This window comes from Rhodococcus sp. C1 (assembly GCF_020809065.1).
Taxonomy (GTDB): Bacteria; Actinomycetota; Actinomycetes; order Mycobacteriales; family Mycobacteriaceae; genus Rhodococcus_F; species Rhodococcus_F qingshengii.
Genome location: NZ_CP078080.1, coordinates 3,286,953 through 3,303,304, shown reverse-complemented (window position 1 = coordinate 3,303,304; position 16,352 = coordinate 3,286,953). Strand labels below are relative to the sequence as shown.

Genomic DNA, 16,352 nt, shown 5'->3' with positions numbered 1-16,352 from the left:
TGCTGTGGCTATTCCGAAAATTGTTCTCTTCTACCAGTTCACGCCGTTGGCGGACCCGGAAGCGATCAAGCTGTGGCAGCACAGCCTGGCCGAGTCCAACAACCTGACGGGCCGGATCATCGTCTCGCCGCACGGGATCAACGCGACGGTCGGCGGAGACATCGAGGATGTCAAGCGATATGTCCGTGGTACGCGTGGTTACGAACCCTTCCGTACCGCTGACATCAAGTGGTCGGACGGCCTCGGGAACGATTTCCCTCGTCTGAGTGTCAAGGCACGCTCGGAGATCGTGACGTTCGGTGCCCCCGACGAGCTGAAAGTCGACGAGAACGGTGTGGTCGGCGGAGGAGTTCACCTGGTGCCCAAGGAACTACACGAACTCGTCGACACTCGCGGTGACGACGTCGTGTTCTTCGACGGGCGCAATGCCTTCGAAGCCGAGATCGGCCGTTTCCGAGATGCGATAGTTCCGGACGTCGCCACCACTCGGGATTTCGTCAACGAACTCGACAGTGGCAAATACGACCATCTCAAGGGCAAAGCCGTGGTCACGTACTGCACCGGCGGAGTGCGCTGTGAGGTGTTGTCTTCGCTGATGCGCTCACGTGGCTTCGACGAGGTCTATCAGTTGGACGGCGGAATCGTCCGTTACGGCGAGACTTTCGGCGACCGCGGCCTCTGGGACGGTTCCCTGTACGTGTTCGACAAGCGGATGAACATCGAGTTCTCATCCGAAGCCAAGACACTCGGCGTGTGTGTCGATTGTGGTACTCCGACCCCGCGGTACCGCAACCGGATCGACGGCGACGGCCGAACCCTCGAATTGCTCTGCGAGAGTTGTTCACCAGACCTCGAGCAGGACTGAGCTGTGCCCAAGGCTCCGTTGCCGATCCGAAACGGTCTCGGACCTGACCGGCTGCGGATGCCGGCGGAGTCGTCGGCGCGGACCGTCCTCGAGCACCTGGTCGGCGAGCATCCCGGGGAGCGGGACCTGTGGGCGGACCTCGTCAGCGCCGGGGACGTCGTCGACGAGCACGGGCGGAAGATCACGAGCCGAACGCCCTATCAGCCGACCCGGTTCGTGTACTTCTACCGCGAGCCGGCCCCCGAGATTCCGGTTCCGCACGAGATCGAGATCTTGTACCGCGACGACTCGATTCTCGTGATCGACAAACCGCACTTCCTGGCGACCATTCCACGGGGAGCGCACATCGTCGAAAGCGCAGTCGTGCGCCTGCGTCGTGACCTGGACCTTCCGGATCTTGCGCCAGTTCACCGCCTCGACCGGATGACGGCGGGTGTCATCGTGTTCACCGTGACACCGGACCTACGACGGCCGTACCAGGAACTTTTTGCCGAGCAGCGGATCGTCAAGGAGTACGAGGCGATTGCGGGCTTCGATCCGGAACTGACTTTCCCTCGCACGGTGCGCAGCCGCATCAACAAAGTTCACGGCGAGATGACGGCTACCGAAATCGCGGGCGAGCCGAACAGTGAGACCTCGATCGAACTGATCGAGGTGATCACCGACTCGGCCGGCCGGACGCTCGGGCGATACAGGTTGCTCCCACGGACCGGCCGGACCCATCAGCTTCGGCTGCACCTCAACTCGCTGGGCGTCCCGATCGTCGGTGACAACTACTATCCGGAGTATCTGCCCGCAGTGCCCGGTGACTTCTCGACTCCGTTGCGATTGTTGGCGCGAGCGTTGGAGTACCCGGATCCGATCACCGGGCAGACCCGCAGGTTCGTGAGTTCGCGCAGCCTCGACGCAGGCCTGTGAACACCGCTGTTCGTGGGCGTGTGAAAACCGCTTCCGTCCTCGTGAAAGAATAGCTACCCGTGAAGACCTTCGAATCCTTGTTCGCCGAATTGACCGAGCGCGCTGCTACTCGCCCCGAGGGGTCCGGCACTGTCGCCGCCCTCGACGCCGGTGTGCATGCTCAGGGCAAAAAGGTCATCGAGGAAGCCGGTGAAGTGTGGATCGCTGCGGAATACCAGAGCGATGAGCAGCTAGCCGAGGAAATTTCCCAGCTGCTGTACTGGACGCAGGTGTTGATGGTCGGTCGCGGACTGACCCTCGAGGACGTGTACCGACATCTGTGATCGGAGCTGACCAGCGAGATGTACTCCGTCTCGCTCGTCCAGGGCTTCCGATTCATGTCGTCTCACGTCACCCACACCTTCCGAAAGGACATCCACCATGCTGCGCGTAGCAGTTCCCAACAAAGGCTCACTGTCCGAGTCCGCCGCCGAGATTCTCAGCGAGGCCGGTTACCGTCGACGCACCGATTCCCGTGATCTGACAGTCCTCGATCCGGCCAATCAGGTCGAGTTTTTCTTCTTGCGCCCCAAGGACATTGCGATCTACGTCGGCTCCGGTGAGCTGGATCTCGGCATCACCGGTCGTGATCTCGCCGGCGACTCGGGTGCTCCCGTATCCGAGCGTCTGTCACTGGGCTTCGGCCGTTCGTCGTTCCGTTACGCAGCACCGGCCGGCAAGGACTGGGCCGTCGAGGATCTGTCCGGCCTGCGCATTGCAACGTCGTACCCGAACCTGGTCCGTAAGGACCTCACAGATCGCGGACTCGACGCCACCGTCATCCGTCTCGACGGAGCAGTGGAAATCTCGATTCAGCTCGGCGTCGCCGACGCGATCGCCGACGTGGTCGGGTCGGGCCGTACTCTCCGCCAACACAACCTCGTGGCTTTCGGTGAATCGCTCTGCGATTCCGAAGGTGTCCTGATCGAGCGCACCGGCGCTCCGCAGGACGATCCCGCACGCAACCAGCTCATCGAACGCGTACGCGGAATTGTCTTCGCGCAGCAGAATCTGATGATCGACTACGACTGCCCGCGCACCATCCTCGACGACGCCATCAAGATGACTCCGGGTATGGAGTCGCCGACGCTCTCGCCGTTGGCCGATCCCGACTGGGTCGCGGTTCGCGCGATGGTCCCGATCAAGGGACACAACCAGGTGATGGATGCCTTGGCCGAACTCGGTGCCAAGGCCATCCTCGCGTCGAACATCCGCTCGGTACGCGCTTTCTGATCACTGCCTGAATAGATTTACGCGCATTCGCGCCCGTTCCTGGAAATCAGGAACGGGCGCGAATCTGCAAAGTCTGGGCGATACGGCCCACCGCACCCTGCTCGTCGTAGAGCACGCCCGCACACATGCCGACGCCGTCCGGACCCGTTGTGGTTTCGGCGGCGACACCGACCCACTCTCCCTCGGGCACACGGAAGATATGCACCGTGAGATCTGTGTTGAGGAACGTCCAGTGCTCCGGGGCGAGCTTGGCGCCGACCCCGTTTGAGATGTCGGCCACCGCGAACAAACGCTCGAGAGCAGACATCTTCTCACCCTCGACCAGCTCTGGCTTGGGGCGCGCCCATACCTTCCCGGTTCCCACGCACCCGATCGGAGCAATCCAGGACCAGTCGAGGGTCTTGAGATAGCCGACGCTCCACAGACCCTCGAGAACGCCCGGGGTGCCGCTGTCGCGGGGTTCGAGCGGGGGATCGACTACGTGGACGACGTCGCCGGTATCCACCGTCTCCATCCGCCACGCCGTACCGCGCGCAACCGCGCGTGCAGATCCGTCGGCGGTGGTTGCCCACAGTTCGGCGACGATCAATTCGATTCGGCGACCGGGTCGTTCGATCCAGGACCGGACTTCGAGGTCGGCAATCGGAATCGGTCCGAGAATCTCGACGACGACGCGCGTCAGACGGGTTTCGTCGCGCGCACCGCACCGCTCGAGGGCTCGAACCAATAGCGCCGACGGGGGAGCGCCGTGCTGCAGTGTCGGGCCCCAGATGCTGACAGTTGCCTGCGTGCTCGCGAACCGCTCGTGCCCTTCCTCCGTCGTTCCGAGGTAGCGGTAGTACGAACTGTCCGTCATGTTATGAATTCTCCTTTGCGGCAACAGGTTCGGTGCTCAGCAGGTCCGGCCAACCTGGATAGGGCGGAGGTGTTCCGCCGAACGAGGGGCACAGTGACTTGTGATCGCACCAGTCGCACAGTTTGCCAGGCTTGGGTCTGAAGTCTCCGGTCGCACCTGCTGCGAGGATCGCTTTCCAGATGGCGGAGAGGGTTCGCTCGAATCGGATGAGCTCGTCGTGATCCGGGGCGTACGTGAGAATCGAGCCGGAGGCCAGATAGATCAGGCGCAGTTGTGCGGGAACGATTCCGCGAGTGCGCAGCAGTACGAGCGCGTAGAACTTCATCTGGAAGAGCGCCTTGGATTCGGTGAACTCGCGAGGCGCTTTTCCGGTCTTGTAGTCGACCACCCGCACCTCACCCGTCGGTGCAACGTCTATCCGGTCGACGAAGCCGCGGAGTCGAACGCCGTTCTCCAATTCGGTCTCGACGTAGACCTCGCACGCCTCGGCATCGAATCGAGTGGGATCTTCGAGCGTGTAGTACGTCGCGACGAGCTTGCCGACTTCGTCGAGGAACGAATCCAGCTCGCCCTCCGGAACAAGGTCAGCGGCCTCGGGAGACTCGGCACTGACACGTTCCCACGCGGGACGGACGAGTTCGGCTGCGCGATCGGGAACCCGGTGACCGGTCGGGAGTGCAAACAGTGCTTCCAGTGCCGCGTGTACGACGGTGCCTCTGACCTGGGCTCTGGTTGGCGTTTCCGGAATTCTGTCGACTGCTCGGAAGCGATAGAGCAGGGGGCATTGTTTGTAGTCACCCGCCCGAGACGGAGAGAGCGCCGGCCGACTACGCGGGCGCTCGTGTGATGTTGCACCCGTTGGAGTGGGGGTTGGCAATTCGACAGAGCTCACACCTGGCAGGCTATGCGGTTGGTCCGACAACTCCGTCGGAGCCGGTGGCGAGGACACCGGAAACAAGCGAACAGGGATCATCTGCGCATGGCGAACGAGCTGCAACCAGAAGAAGGCACGACCGAAGTGGATGAGGTTGTGCAGTCCGCTGTCGCCGAGATTCCCGAACAAGAGCTTCCAGAAGCTGATCTCACTGCGCCGGGCAAGCGGCCGTCAGGTCCGTTCCGCGTCGGCGACCGAGTACAGCTGACCGACGGCAAGGGACGCCACTACACGATCGTTCTCGAGGCGAACCGCGAATACCACACCCACAAGGGCGGAATCGTTCACAACGATCTGATCGGTGCCGACGAGGGCAGCGTCGTCAAGTCGGTCAACGGCACGCCCTATCTCGCACTGCGCCCCCTGCTGGTGGACTACGTGCTGTCCATGCCGCGCGGTGCCCAGGTCATCTACCCGAAGGACGCAGCTCAGATCGTCCACGAAGGCGACGTGTTCCCAGGAGCACGCGTGCTCGAGGCCGGAGCCGGCTCCGGCGCACTGACATGTTCGCTGCTGCGTGCCGTCGGACCCGAGGGCAAGGTCATCTCCTACGAGGTCCGCGACGATCATGCCGAACATGCGGTTCGCAACGTCGAGACCTTCTTCGGGGAACGTCCGCCGAACTGGGAACTGACCATCGCCGATCTCGCCGAGTTCGATCCGGAAGCGCACGGAGGCAAAGTCGATCGCGTCGTACTCGACATGCTGGCCCCGTGGGACGTCCTGCCCGCCGTCTCGAAGGCACTCGTGCCGGGCGGCGTGTTGATCGTCTACGTCGCGACCGTTACTCAGCTCTCGAAGGTCGTCGAGGCGATGCGGGAGCAGGAATGCTGGACCGAGCCCCGCTCGTGGGAATCGATCGTGCGCGGTTGGCACGTCGTCGGTTTGGCGGTGCGCCCCGAACATCGGATGCAAGGCCACACCGCGTTCCTCGTGAGCGCTCGTCGTCTCGCCGAAGGAACCGTCACCCCGAAGCCGCAGCGGCGTGCGGGCAAGGGCTCGAACACCGCGGCCAAGTAGTCACACGAAAACAACAAGAGCGGCGATCCGGTATCCGGATCGCCGCTCTTGTCGTAGCTGGAAGTTATGCGGTGCAGGAAGCGCGGCCCATTTCCAGGAGCACGCAAGCCGAGGTGTCGGACAGCTTCCAGGAGCCGTCTTCGAGCTCCCAGGTCCACGGGGTGGCCGGGGCGGCGCCGTGCGGGCTGACGACGGCGACGTCTGCGGTTGCGGTCTGACCGTCGACCTTGACGTTGTCCACGTTGAACGTGATCGCGTAGGCAGGGTTACCGCCCAGCGCAGCACTCATCGTCTCGATGTTGGCCTGACGCTTGGTTCCGTCGACCACCAGAGCGGTCTTCTCCTCGATCGGCTTGGCCGGATCGATCAGAGCGACGAGCGAAGCGTTGAGCCCCTCGGCCGTCGGAGCCGCTGCGGCAGCGGCAGCCGACGTCGTGGCGGAAGCCGAGGCCTTGGCTGTGGTGCTCGAGGCGGCGGCGGAAGTCGAACTTGCAGCCGTCGAATCCTTGTTGTCGTCCGAGCTGCATGCACCCATGGTCAGGACGGCAGCGACAGCACAAGCGCTGATGAGAGTCTTGCGGATGATCACAGCGTTACCTTTCGTTGTAAAGAGAGACAGGCGCTGTCTCCATCTTGTAGGCAAGGCTAACATGACCAAATTCTGGCTCGAGACCAGTCGGCACGGTCCGCGCGCAGGTGTGAATTCGCACTCGCGCACCGTGTCTGGCGACAGTTGGGGCCTTATGCCGGTAGCGTTGATGGATCGCACTGGGAGGAGACGCACATGAGCTCGACAGAGAACCCGGATTCGGTTGCGGCAGCAGAAGAACTCCACGCGCTACGAGTGGAAGCACAAGTATTGCGCCGACAACTTGCACAATCGCCGGAGCAGGTGCGTGAGCTGGAGTCGAAGGTGGACTCGTTGTCCATCCGAAACAGCAAGTTGATGGACACCCTCAAAGAGGCCCGTCAGCAGCTCATCGCGCTTCGTGAAGAAGTCGACAGACTCGGTCAACCGCCGAGCGGTTACGGAGTCCTTCTCTCGGTACACGAGGACAAGACCGTCGACGTGTTCACGTCGGGTCGCAAGATGCGGTTGACGTGCTCACCGAACATCGACACGGACACCCTCGCCCTCGGGCAGACGGTTCGCCTCAACGAGGCACTCACCATCGTCGAGGCCGGCACCTACGAGCAGGTCGGTGAGATCAGCACGCTCCGTGAGGTACTCGACGACGGCTTGCGCGCACTGGTGGTCGGCCATGCCGACGAAGAGCGCATCGTCTGGCTCGCAGCGCCGTTGGCAGCCGTCTTCGCCGACCCCGAAGCCGACATCATCGCGTACGACGCCGATTCTCCGACCAGGAAACTGCGTCCGGGCGACTCGTTGCTCGTCGACACCAAGGCCGGGTACGCCTTCGAGCGCATCCCGAAGGCCGAGGTCGAAGATCTGGTTCTCGAAGAAGTTCCGGACGTTCACTACGACGACATCGGTGGTCTCGGGCGTCAGATCGAACAGATCCGTGATGCCGTCGAACTCCCGTTCCTCCACAAGGATCTGTTCCACGAGTACTCACTGAGGCCGCCGAAGGGTGTACTGCTCTACGGTCCGCCTGGTTGCGGCAAGACGCTCATCGCCAAGGCCGTCGCCAACTCGTTGGCCAAGAAGATCGCCGAAGCCCGCGGTCAGGACAGCAAGGACGCCAAGTCCTACTTCCTGAACATCAAGGGCCCGGAACTTCTGAACAAGTTCGTCGGCGAAACCGAGCGTCACATCCGGATGATCTTCCAGCGTGCTCGTGAGAAGGCGTCCGAGGGCACTCCGGTGATCGTCTTCTTCGACGAGATGGACTCGATCTTCCGTACCCGTGGTTCGGGAGTCTCCTCCGACGTGGAGACAACGGTCGTTCCGCAGCTGCTCAGCGAGATCGACGGTGTGGAAGGGCTCGAGAACGTCATCGTCATCGGCGCTTCCAACCGTGAGGACATGATCGACCCGGCAATCCTGCGTCCCGGCCGACTGGACGTGAAGATCAAGATCGAGCGCCCCGACGCGGAATCCGCTCAGGACATCTTCTCGAAGTACCTGGTGGACGGTCTGCCGATCAATGCAGACGACCTCGCCGAGTTCGGTGGAGATCGCACTGCATGCTTGAAGGCGATGATCGTTCGCGTCGTCGATCGCATGTACGCGGAGAGCGAAGAGAATCGTTTCCTCGAGGTCACGTACGCCAACGGCGACAAGGAAGTTCTGTTCTTCAAGGACTTCAACTCGGGGGCGATGATCCAGAACATCGTCGACCGCGCCAAGAAGTACGCGATCAAGTCTGTGCTCGACACCGGTGCTCCGGGCTTGCGTGTGCAGCACCTCTTCGATTCCATCGTCGACGAGTTCGCCGAGAACGAGGATCTGCCCAACACCACCAATCCTGATGACTGGGCACGTATTTCGGGCAAGAAGGGTGAGCGGATCGTCTACATCCGCACTCTCGTCACGGGCAAGAACGCCAGTGCGAGCCGCGCGATCGACACGGAGTCGAACACGGGCCAGTACCTGTAACGAAACGAACATCGATCGGGCCGGCCACTCCGCGAGAGTTGTCGGCCCGATCTCTGCGTCGCTGCCGTTGACTTCGTTGCGATTGGACCGGTCGGTCGCGCTGGTTTAGAGTCCCGCCGTGCAGATACATCTTCGACACAATCCGTCGTCCACAGTCGCTCGCTGCTACCTCGCGCCCGGCGAACCGCTGCGCGTGGAGAGCGGGGCGATGCTCGCGCATTCTGCCGGCGTAGTTCTCGAAGCGAAGGCGCAGGGCGGCGTCCTGCAGGGACTCAAGCGGTCGATGCTGAGCGGCGAATCATTTTTCGTCACGACGTATACCGCTCCGCCGCAAGGTGGTTGGGTCGACGTGACTGGTGTGCTTCCCGGAGATCTGATCCCGCTGACCATCACCTCTGATCGCCCGTTCTTCCTCAACCGTGGAACCTGGTTGGCCAACTCCTACGGTGTGACGGTCGAGTCCAAGTGGGGCGGCATGTCCAACCTCTTCGGCGGTGAAGGAGGCTTCGGCCTGCGGGCAAGTGGCGACGGTGAAGTAGTGCTGGCCGTCTACGGCGCGATCGACGTCATCGACTTGCAGCCAGGCGAGACAGTCACGATCGATACCGGTCACGTGGTCGCCTACGACCTCGGCATGAATTTCAACATGCGGCGCGCCGTTCAGGGGCGCACCATTCAGTCGATGAAGTCCGGTGAAGGATTTGTCTTCGACTTCACCGGACCCGGTCGCGTTCTCGCGCAGACCCGCAACCCCAGCGCGTTCGCTGCGTGGCTCTCGGCGATCACCCCGGGCTGATCACAGGTCCCACCAGTGTTCAGTCCCAGCGGTGTTCAGCTCCAGCAATAGTCGGCCAGCAGCGCGCGTGAGTCCGGAACGAACGGCCACGACGGGTCCTGCAGGTGGGCGCCGAGTTCTTTCGGCGTCCACCACCAACCTTCGGCGATCTCGCTGGGCTGATGTGCCATCGGCCCGTCGTATCTGAGTTCGAACGCAAACAGGTGACAGTGCAACGGAGAGTTGTTCCACTCGCCGTCCCAGGATTTTCGAGCGATCTCCGTCAGTCGGAGTGGCTGGTCTGCCGTTCCGAAGATTCCGAGTTCTTCACCGACTTCACGGATCGCAGTTTCCTGCGGCGTCTCACCTGGATCGACGACACCTCCGGCAAGACAGTCGTGATAGCCCCCGAACACCGCTTTCGTGTCGGTTCGGCGATGGACGTAGATGCGGGAGCCGTCCCCGGTACGAACCAGGACGCCCGCACTCGCGTGCCAGAGCCCACCCGAGTAGACGACCGAACGTGGTGCTCGGCCGATCGGATTACCCGTCCGGTCGTACACGGCGACTACCTCGTCCGCGGGATTCAGGTCTGCGGTGAGAGGTTGGTGCATTCCTCCAACTGTGCCACGCCTGTGGGTGCCGCGCCGCAATCACATAGGCTCTTGTGTCATGCAGCGGATCATCGGTGTCGAGGTCGAATACGGAATATCTTCACCCAGTGAGCCGTCGGCGAATCCGATTCTCACTTCAACCCAGGCGGTGCTTGCCTACGCCGCCGCAGCGGGCGTGCCACGGGCCAAGCGCACACGCTGGGATTACGAGGTCGAATCTCCGCTGCGAGATGCCCGAGGCTTCGATCTGGGGCGAATGAGCGGTCCCGCGCCGGTGATCGACGCGGACGAGATCGGCGCCGCGAACATGATTCTCACCAACGGGGCACGGTTGTACGTCGATCACGCCCATCCGGAGTATTCGGCGCCCGAGGTCGCCGACCCGCTCGACGCCGTGATCTGGGACAAGGCCGGCGAACGCGTCATGGAAGCGGCTGCGCGGCACGCATCCAGCGTGCCGGGTGCGCCACGGCTGCAGCTGTACAAGAACAACGTCGACGGCAAGGGTGCCTCGTACGGCACGCACGAGAACTACCTCTGCTCACGTGAGACCCCGTTCGCCTCGATCGTGACCGGATTGACGCCGTTTTTCGCGTCCCGGCAGGTGATCTGCGGTTCCGGTCGTGTGGGTCTCGGTCAGTCCGGCGACGAGGCCGGATTCCAGCTTTCGCAGCGATCCGACTACATCGAGGTCGAAGTAGGCCTCGAGACCACTCTCAAGCGCGGAATCATCAACACCCGCGACGAACCGCACGCGGATGCGGACAAGTATCGCCGCCTGCACGTCATCATCGGTGACGCGAACCTCGCGGAGATGTCGACGTACCTCAAGGTTGGAACAACGGCGCTGGTACTCGACCTGATCGAGGCAGGTGTCGACCTCACCGATCTGCAACTGGCGCGTCCGGTCACGGCCGTCCACCACATCAGTCACGACCCCACTCTGCGCAAGACCGTTGCGCTGGCCGACGGACGTGAACTGACAGGGCTTGCGCTGCAACGCATTTACCTCGAACGTGTCTCGAAGTTCCTCGACCGTGAGACCGATCGTGATCCGCGAGCGGACGATATCGTCGCCAAGTGGGCGATGGTTCTCGATCTCCTCGAGCGCGATCCCATGGAGTGCGCGAACATCCTCGACTGGCCGGCCAAACTGCGTCTGCTCGAAGGGTTCCGCAATCGTGAGGGACTCGCGTGGTCGGCGCCGCGATTGCATCTGGTGGATCTGCAGTACTCCGACGTGCGACTCGACAAGGGCCTGTACAACCGCCTGGTTGCTCGCGGCTCCATGGAGCGGCTTGTCACCGAACAGCAGGTTCTCGACGCGGTCACGAACCCTCCCACCGACACTCGCGCATACTTCCGGGGCGAGTGCCTACGCCGATTCGGGGCCGATATCGCGGCCGCGAGCTGGGATTCGGTCATCTTCGATCTCGGCGGTGAATCGTTGATCCGTATCCCCACCCTCGAGCCGCTTCGAGGTACCAAAGCGCACGTCGGAGCGTTGCTCGACTCCGTGGACAGCGCCGCGGAACTGGTTGATCAGCTCACTCACTGAAATCAGCCGATGCGGCTCGCCGTCGCGTCTCTCCACACCTGACGGTGCCGCTCGGTAGGGTGAAGGTCCGAGCGGGATCAGTTACCGACTCTGCTGGGCCGAACAGGATGCTCGCGAGAGCTCCCTTCACACAAGGAGGTCGACGGCGATGGCTCAAGAACAGACGCAGCGTGCCGGTGGCGGCGAAGACGACGAAACCACTGGTGGCGACGGCAGTGCCGGCCAGGAACGTCGCGAGAAGCTCGCTGCAGAAACCGACGACCTGCTCGACGAGATCGACGACGTGTTGGAAGAGAACGCCGAGGACTTCGTCCGTGCCTACGTCCAGAAGGGCGGCCAGTGACGGTGGATCGCGCGCCCCGGATCACAGACGGGGACACACGGTTGAGCTTCGGCTCGAATCTGTCGTCATTCTCGGAATACCTTCGGGTGCATGCACCGGAGCATCTTCCGCAGAACCGCTTCGCCGACACAGGAGGTGTTGTCATGGGCGGGGGAGACGTAGCTCCGCACGGCACCACCATCGTCGCGATCAGCTATGCGGGTGGTGTTCTGCTCGCGGGTGATCGCCGAGCGACGATGGGCAATCTCATCGCCAGCCGTGACGTGCAGAAGGTGTACGTCACGGACGACTACTCGGCTGCGGGTATTGCCGGTACGGCCGGGATCGCAATCGAACTGGTCCGGCTCTTCGCGGTCGAGCTCGAACATTACGAGAAGATCGAAGGCGTCCCACTCACGTTCGACGGCAAGGCCAATCGACTTTCGTCGATGGTTCGAGGAAATCTCGGAGCAGCGATGCAAGGTTTGGCGGTTGTGCCACTGCTCGTGGGTTACGACCTGGACGCGGTCGATCCGTCCACCGCCGGTCGCATCGTCTCCTACGACGTCGTCGGTGGGCGATACGAGGAGCGCGCGGGCTATCACGCAGTCGGATCCGGCTCCCTGTTCGCGAAATCGGCGCTCAAGAAGCTGTATTCACCGGGAATCGACGAGGACACCGCGCTTCGGTTCGCCGTCGAGGCGCTCTACGACGCGGCAGATGACGATTCGGCTACCGGTGGTCCTGATCTGACACGAGGGATCTATCCGACGGCGGTCACCATCACCTCGGCCGGCGCTGTGGAGTTGTCGCCCACCAGGGCTGCCGAGATCGCCCGGGAGATCGTCGCGGCTCGCACGGCGACCGCGAGTCCGGAAGGGGAGTCTGCGCTATGACGATGCCGTACTACGCATCCGCCGAACAGATCATGCGCGATCGTTCGGAATTGGCGCGCAAGGGAATTGCCCGCGGGCGCAGCGTCGTCGTTCTCACCTACCGCGACGGAGTGCTCTTTGTCGCCGAGAACCCGTCGCGTGCTCTGCACAAGGTCAGCGAACTGTACGACCGTCTCGGATTCGCGGCAGTGGGCAAGTACAACGAGTTCGAGAATCTGCGCCGCGCGGGCATCGTCCACGCAGACATGCGTGGGTACTCGTACGACCGTCGGGACGTCACCGGGCGTTCGCTCGCCAATGCGTACGCACAAACCCTGGGAACGATCTTCACCGAGCAGCCCAAGCCGTACGAGGTCGAGATCTGTGTTGCCGAGATCGGTCGCTTCGGAAGCAGTACGCCGGCTCAGCTCTACCGGATCACGTACGACGGATCCATCGCGGACGAGCAGGAATTCGTGGTCATGGGCGGCACGACCGAACCGATCGTGACGGCGATGCGCGAGTCGTACCAGCGAGACCTCGACCTCGAATCCGCAGTGCGGATTGCAGTCGGGGCGCTCCAAAAGGGCGGCCCGGCACCGGCCGGAACCACTGAGGCGGAACCACGAACTCTCGATGTGAGTGCACTCGAGGTTGCCGTACTCGACAGCAATCGTCCACGCCGTGCGTTCAAACGGATCGCTGGAACGGTTTTGGAAGAGATGCTTCCAGCTCCGGCAGCAGTCGAGGATGCGCCGCCGGCAAACGGCGACGCACCCTCGTAGATACTCCGTAGGTATGGGAGTTACTGCAGGTCTGGAGTTACTGAGTGACTCGGTAGACGGCCACCGCGCCCGGTTCGGTGTCGAAATCGAACCGGCGCGCGTCTGCCACCACTTCACCGTCGGTGGCGATGGCTACCGGTGAATCGGCGACTCGGACCGACATCGACGAGACGAGTTCGCGAACGTAGACCCGCGAGCTGCCCAATGTTCCTGTGGCAGCCGCAAACAGCAGACGTGAGCGCGAGAATTTCTTGTCCGCGCGCAGATAGCGGACGTCGAGTAGTCCACGGTTCATCTCCGGACGCGACATCGGCACCTGATCGGCGGGGGAGTATCGCCCGTTTCCGACGAACAGCATCCAGATTGTGGTCCGCTTCCCGTCGATGGTCACCGTCATCGGCTCCGCCGCTGCGAGAACCCGGATCATCGCGGCTCCTGCGGCCGGCCACTTACCGAAACGCGGTTCCCATTTTTCCCTCAGGCGCACAGCATCCGGGTATCCACCGAGGCTGGCTGTGTTGAGAAACCGTGCAGTCACTCCGGAATCCGTGCGCACCACCGCGTGGTCGACGAATGCCGCCTGACCGGACTCGACTGCCTGTGCGGTCTCCTCGACATTCACCGCCCCGACGTCGCGGGCGAAATGGTTCAATGTTCCGCCGGGAAAAACCGCAAGTGGTAGCTCGTGCTTTGTCGCCGCGGTCGCGACCGTGACCACTGTTCCGTCGCCGCCGCATACACCCAACGCTTTCGGCGAGAGCTCGGGGATCTTGGCATCGATCTGCATGTCGAAGTCGATGTCCGCGTCGAACTCGTAGACGATCGCTTCCGGTAGTAGTTCTCGAATCGATTCCACGATCCCGTCGTCCTCGGAGCCTGAACCAGGATTGGTGAAGACCAACAAGCCTTCTCCGCGCGGGAGCGCGGGAACCACGCACTCGGGTCCGAGTTCGGCGGGCTCTTCGTCCCGCACCGCCCACCAACGACGTGTGCCGGCAGCGATAGCACCGCCGACCGCGAGGCCTGCGAAGACGTCGGACGGCCAGTGGACTCCGTTGTGAACGCGTGAGTACGCCACTGCTGCGGCCAGTGGTGCCAGAGCAGCTCCAGCAACCGGGGACTCCATGGCCACTGCCGCGGTGAATGCCGCGGCCGAAGACGAATGTCCGGAGGGGAACGAGGACGACGTCGGAATGTCGACGCCTCGCTTCGGGCTCAGCCAGACGCGTGCCGGTGGGCGTCGGCGGGGAAAGAGGGGCTTGAGTATGCCGTTGGCCAGCGCGCTGGAACCGGCCAGTGCGAGCAGCCCGCGTGCTGCTGCCCTACGGGGCCGCCCGCCGATCATCGCGAGCAAGGCGGCGACAACCATCCACAAAACGCCGTGATCGGCGGCTCTGGAGAGAAACCGCATGGTCGGGTCGAGCACGGAAGGGCGCAGTGCTCCAGTGCTTTCCATGACTTTGACGTCGCTTCGGACAACTTTTCGGCGAATAAGGCTCACACCGTCACACTATGCTGCCGCCCGACGTTGTCGAGTCGTGACTTACGACGCGATCGAAGTACACGGGTGAACCTCGCATTCTGGTTGTACTGTCGAAGTGTGCAGAGACGAATCATGGGTATCGAGACGGAATTCGGCGTTACCTGCACCTTTCACGGGCACAGGAGACTGAGCCCCGACGAGGTTGCTCGTTACCTCTTCCGTCGTGTCGTGTCGTGGGGTCGCAGCTCCAACGTCTTCCTCCGTAACGGAGCTCGCTTGTACCTGGATGTGGGTTCGCACCCGGAGTACGCGACGGCCGAGTGCGACAGCCTCATCCAGCTGGTCAATCACGACCGTGCCGGTGAGCGTGTGCTCGAAGAACTGCTGATCGACGCCGAGGCGAGACTCGCCGAGGAGGGTATTGGTGGCGACATCTATCTCTTCAAGAACAACACCGACTCGGCCGGAAACTCGTACGGCTGCCACGAGAACTTTCTCGTCGCGCGCGCCGGTGAGTTCTCCCGCATTTCGGATGTCTTGTTGCCGTTCCTCGTCACGCGCCAGTTGATCTGCGGCGCCGGAAAGGTACTGCAGACTCCGAAGGCCGCGACGTTCTGCCTCTCGCAGCGCGCGGAACACATCTGGGAGGGCGTCTCGTCGGCTACCACTCGCTCGCGTCCGATCATCAACACCCGCGACGAACCGCATGCCGACGCCGAGAAGTACCGCCGCCTGCACGTGATCGTCGGCGATTCGAACATGGCCGAAACGACGACGATGCTCAAGGTCGGTTCTGCCGCACTGGTGCTCGAGATGATCGAAGCCGGGGTGTCGTTCCGCGATTTCGCTTTGGACAACCCGATTCGTGCCATCCGCGAGGTCAGTCACGACGTGACCGGTAAAAAGCCGGTTCGCCTTGCTGGTGGACGTCAGGCCAGTGCTCTCGATATTCAGCGCGAGTACCACGCCAAGGCGGTCGAACATCTTCGTAACCGCGAACCGGACCCGCAGGTGGAGCAGGTTGTCGATCTCTGGGGTCGCACCCTCGACGCCGTCGAAGCTCAGGATTTTGCGAAGGTCGACACGGAGATCGACTGGGTCATCAAGCGCAAGCTGTTCCAGCGCTACCAGGACCGTCACGGTTTCGATCTGTCCGATCCCAAGATCGCGCAGCTCGACTTGGCGTACCACGACATCAAACGCGGCCGGGGTGTCTTCGACGTTCTCCAGCGCAAGGGCTTGGTCAAGCGGGTCACCGAGGACGAAACGATCGACGACGCCGTCGAGAATCCGCCGCAGACCACGCGCGCCAAATTGCGGGGCGACTTCATCACCGCAGCCCAGGCAGCAGGCCGGGACTTCACAGTCGACTGGGTTCACCTCAAGCTCAACGATCAGGCGCAGAGAACGGTGCTGTGCAAGGACCCGTTCCGCTCCGTCGACGAGCGTGTCGAGCGTTTGATCGCTTCGATGTAGGTCACTCAATTTCGAGATGTACAAGACGGCAGGTCTGAT

General features: G+C 62.7%; 17 protein-coding genes. 12 read left to right on the top strand and 5 right to left on the bottom strand.

Going from position 1 to position 16,352, the window contains the following annotated elements; genetic code table 11:
• The first annotated feature begins 4 nt into the window (after window positions 1-4).
• The 4 genes from KTR60_RS15160 (at window position 5) to hisG (ending at window position 3,055) form a co-directional block, all read left to right on the top strand.
• Window positions 5-865, top strand: coding sequence for a rhodanese-related sulfurtransferase (locus KTR60_RS15160; protein ID WP_042450983.1), 861 nt, complete (start codon window positions 5-7; stop codon window positions 863-865).
• 57 nt (window positions 866-922) lie between these two features.
• Window positions 923-1,783, top strand: a complete 861-nt coding sequence (locus tag KTR60_RS15155) for a pseudouridine synthase (RefSeq protein ID WP_047270562.1) — start codon at window positions 923-925, stop codon at window positions 1,781-1,783.
• Between the two features lie 59 nt (window positions 1,784-1,842).
• Window positions 1,843-2,106, top strand: coding sequence for a phosphoribosyl-ATP diphosphatase (locus tag KTR60_RS15150; protein ID WP_003944933.1), 264 nt, complete (start codon window positions 1,843-1,845; stop codon window positions 2,104-2,106).
• A gap of 97 nt (window positions 2,107-2,203) precedes the next feature.
• Window positions 2,204-3,055, top strand: coding sequence for an ATP phosphoribosyltransferase (gene hisG / locus KTR60_RS15145; RefSeq protein WP_003944905.1), 852 nt, complete (start codon window positions 2,204-2,206; stop codon window positions 3,053-3,055).
• Between the two features lie 46 nt (window positions 3,056-3,101).
• On the opposite strand, the gene KTR60_RS15140 is transcribed toward hisG, so the two are convergent.
• Window positions 3,102-3,911, bottom strand: coding sequence for a thioesterase family protein (locus KTR60_RS15140; RefSeq protein ID WP_228401001.1), 810 nt, complete (start codon window positions 3,909-3,911; stop codon window positions 3,102-3,104).
• Window position 3,912: 1 nt separating this feature from the next.
• Entirely contained in the window at window positions 3,913-4,803 is an 891-nt protein-coding gene (locus tag KTR60_RS15135; RefSeq protein WP_370852750.1) for a PD-(D/E)XK nuclease family protein, read from the bottom strand.
• Window positions 4,804-4,941: 138 nt separating this feature from the next.
• On the opposite strand from KTR60_RS15135, the gene KTR60_RS15130 reads away from it, so the two are divergent.
• Window positions 4,942-5,865: a tRNA (adenine-N1)-methyltransferase gene (locus tag KTR60_RS15130; RefSeq protein ID WP_007729892.1), complete on the top strand. Its 924-nt coding sequence runs from the start codon at window positions 4,942-4,944 to the stop codon at window positions 5,863-5,865.
• A gap of 64 nt (window positions 5,866-5,929) precedes the next feature.
• On the opposite strand, the gene KTR60_RS15125 is transcribed toward KTR60_RS15130, so the two are convergent.
• A complete protein-coding gene (locus tag KTR60_RS15125; protein ID WP_228401000.1) occupies window positions 5,930-6,454 on the bottom strand; it encodes a hypothetical protein in 525 nt (174 codons plus the stop codon).
• Window positions 6,455-6,649: 195 nt separating this feature from the next.
• Between KTR60_RS15125 and arc the strand changes: the two genes are divergently transcribed.
• Complete coding sequence (gene arc / locus KTR60_RS15120; RefSeq protein ID WP_003944870.1) at window positions 6,650-8,425, top strand: proteasome ATPase; 1,776 nt, start codon at window positions 6,650-6,652, stop codon at window positions 8,423-8,425.
• A gap of 118 nt (window positions 8,426-8,543) precedes the next feature.
• Window positions 8,544-9,221: a TIGR00266 family protein gene (locus KTR60_RS15115; protein ID WP_003944961.1), complete on the top strand. Its 678-nt coding sequence runs from the start codon at window positions 8,544-8,546 to the stop codon at window positions 9,219-9,221.
• 35 nt (window positions 9,222-9,256) lie between these two features.
• On the opposite strand, the gene KTR60_RS15110 is transcribed toward KTR60_RS15115, so the two are convergent.
• Entirely contained in the window at window positions 9,257-9,814 is a 558-nt protein-coding gene (locus KTR60_RS15110; protein WP_210377140.1) for an NUDIX hydrolase, read from the bottom strand.
• A gap of 58 nt (window positions 9,815-9,872) precedes the next feature.
• On the opposite strand from KTR60_RS15110, the gene dop reads away from it, so the two are divergent.
• From dop to prcA, 4 genes are all read left to right on the top strand, one after another.
• A complete protein-coding gene (gene dop / locus KTR60_RS15105) occupies window positions 9,873-11,372 on the top strand; it encodes a depupylase/deamidase Dop (protein WP_003944852.1) in 1,500 nt (499 codons plus the stop codon).
• Window positions 11,373-11,520: 148 nt separating this feature from the next.
• Entirely contained in the window at window positions 11,521-11,715 is a 195-nt protein-coding gene (locus KTR60_RS15100) for a ubiquitin-like protein Pup (RefSeq protein ID WP_003944925.1), read from the top strand.
• The gene (gene prcB, locus KTR60_RS15095) at window positions 11,712-12,590 is read left to right on the top strand and encodes a proteasome subunit beta (RefSeq protein ID WP_054187394.1); all 879 of its coding nucleotides are present in this window, start codon (window positions 11,712-11,714) and stop codon (window positions 12,588-12,590) included. The genes KTR60_RS15100 and prcB overlap by 4 nt, the downstream gene beginning before the upstream one ends.
• Window positions 12,587-13,354, top strand: a complete 768-nt coding sequence (gene prcA, locus KTR60_RS15090; protein ID WP_003945006.1) for a proteasome subunit alpha — start codon at window positions 12,587-12,589, stop codon at window positions 13,352-13,354. The genes prcB and prcA overlap by 4 nt, the downstream gene beginning before the upstream one ends.
• A 37-nt stretch (window positions 13,355-13,391) precedes the next feature.
• Here prcA and KTR60_RS15085 read toward each other — a convergent pair whose 3' ends face one another.
• The gene (locus tag KTR60_RS15085) at window positions 13,392-14,810 is read right to left on the bottom strand and encodes a bifunctional phosphatase PAP2/diacylglycerol kinase family protein (RefSeq protein ID WP_007729871.1); all 1,419 of its coding nucleotides are present in this window, start codon (window positions 14,808-14,810) and stop codon (window positions 13,392-13,394) included.
• A 144-nt stretch (window positions 14,811-14,954) separates the two neighbouring features.
• Between KTR60_RS15085 and pafA the strand changes: the two genes are divergently transcribed.
• Window positions 14,955-16,313, top strand: a complete 1,359-nt coding sequence (gene pafA / locus KTR60_RS15080; RefSeq protein WP_007729869.1) for a Pup--protein ligase — start codon at window positions 14,955-14,957, stop codon at window positions 16,311-16,313.
• The last annotated feature ends 39 nt before the right edge of the window (window positions 16,314-16,352 follow it).